This window comes from Acinetobacter sp. A1 (assembly GCF_012371315.1).
Lineage (GTDB): Bacteria > Pseudomonadota > Gammaproteobacteria > Pseudomonadales > Moraxellaceae > Acinetobacter.
Genome location: NZ_JAAZQY010000071.1, coordinates 1 through 2,063, shown reverse-complemented (window position 1 = coordinate 2,063; position 2,063 = coordinate 1). Strand labels below are relative to the sequence as shown.

Below are 2,063 nucleotides of genomic sequence, written 5' to 3'. Positions count from 1 at the left end.
GTACCGACTGATGCTCGTAAATTTGCTGCTTCTAAACGATTGGTATAGCGAATAGAAAGATATTGAACACCTCTATCTGAATGATGAATCACATTCTTAGGCATACCTCGATCGTGCAATGCTTGCTCCAATGCATCGAGCACCATATCTGTATTCATCCGTGTAGATACTTTCCATCCAATAATTGCTCGCGAGAACACATCAATAATAAATGCAGTGTAGACCCAGCCAGAATTGGTTTGAATATACGTAAAGTCACTGACCCATAATTGGTCAGGTCGATCAGCACTAAAATTCCGTTTCACTAAATCATCTGCTCGTTTTTGATCATCTCGGCTGCGGGTAGTTTGTTTGTTCTTACCACGCCAAACACCTTGTATATCTAGCTTCTGCATCAATCGAGCAACTGTACAACGTGCAATAACATAGCCTTCACGTTTCAATTTTTGCCAGACTTTACGTACACCATATCGACCTGAACTTTCTTTCCAAATACGTTTGATTTGTTCTGCATGATGTAAATCATGCTGAGCACGTTTCGCTCGATGTTCTGGGTTATCAACGAGATCTAAAGCCCGATAATAGGTCGAAGCTGCAATCGGTAAAATTCTACAAATCGCTTCAACACCATATCGATCTTTATTGTTCTGGATAAAATCCACCATTATTTGTGTGGGCGGTCGAGCTCCGCCTGGGCGAAAAAAGCGGCTGCTTTACGTAGAATTTCATTGGCACGTTTTAATTCTTTAATTTCACGTTCCATTTGCTTCATTTTTTCTTGGTCAGATATCTGTTGTACTTTGGCAGGATTTAGTTGATCCATATGCTTTAAATACCAAACACGCAATGTTTCAGGAGTACAACCGATTTTAGGCGCAATAGCTGTGATTGCTGCCCAAGTAGAAGGATAATCTTTTTCAGATTCAATTAGTAATTGAACCGCTCTTTCTCTAATTTCGGGGGTATAGTTTGGTTTTTTCATCGGAATAGTCTCTCAGAATATTGACTCTCCGACAAACCCGGTACGGTTCATTGTTAGCTAATGCCCTAACTTCTATATCTCACCGTAGAGGTTCTACGGTGCATCTAGTCAATTCTGCATATACTTCGCAAAGTGATTCTTTCTTACGTGGGCTTTTAATAGGCACACGTAAGGGAGATCGTTTTCACCGTTTCAATGGGGAAGTTGTGCAAGCTGATTGGAATGCTGCGAGAAACGTGCTTGCAAGATTAAACGACAATGAGATAAGTCGTTATACGCCTTACAAAACTGTAAAGCGTATATTGCAAGAACGGACTGACCGCTACAAGTCGGAACTGACCGACTCAGGCTCTAGTTACACGCTTGGCAACAAGACATTAACAGAGTGCGAATTAGTCCTTGACTATGTTTGACTACATTTTAAGGAACAGGAAACGTAAGATTCTTCTAAAGCCAATCAAGTTTTAAAGTATGATCAGTCAAATAAGACATCACTTGAGAAGAAAAGATGAAAACAGTAGGCAATGACTTGGTACGTAGTCAGTTGCATCAAAAGCGAAAATGGTATCTGGGGCTGGGCATTTTACTAGTGATTTTTGGTCTGGTCTTGCTAGCGACTTTACCCTTTGCAACCTTGTCCGTGGTATTCATGTTTGGCGTACTGATGATGATCGGCGGGATTCTGCATTTTGTTGCTGCATTTAAAATTTTTCATGGCGGTTTTCGCTGGTTCTGGGCCTTATTCGGTCTTTTATACTTGCTTGCCGGATATTATGCGTTCAGTACACCGCTACAGACCGCGGTGGTCCTGACCCATATTCTGGCGATTATTCTAATTATTGCAGGTATCATCCGGATCTTGAATAGCCTTTTGTTTCGCGCTCTGGGTGGATGGGGCTGGACTTTATTTTCAGGCATCTTGACCCTGCTGGCAGGGATTGTGATTTTGCAATCCCCAGATGCACCGTTTTGGGTCCTGGGCCTGTTTCTGGCGATTGATATTTTAAGTTGACAAAAATAACTAATCATGCGAAAAAGTTTTTTTAGTTAACAGATGTTCACACATGCCTCGAATTGTTTC

Annotated in this window: 2 pseudogenes and 1 other annotated feature; of the pseudogenes, one reads left to right on the top strand and one right to left on the bottom strand. The window is 41.4% G+C overall.

The features are described from left to right. A pseudogene (locus HHA41_RS12920) lies at window positions 1-982 on the bottom strand (IS3 family transposase); the annotation flags it as partial. Further along, window positions 591-707 (bottom strand) — a sequence feature (AL1L pseudoknot). Its footprint overlaps the pseudogene before it by 117 nt. A 508-nt stretch (window positions 983-1,490) precedes the next feature. Between HHA41_RS12920 and HHA41_RS12910 the strand changes: the two are divergent. Next, a pseudogene (locus HHA41_RS12910) lies at window positions 1,491-1,988 on the top strand (DUF308 domain-containing protein); the annotation flags it as partial. Window positions 1,989-2,063 lie beyond the last annotated feature (75 nt).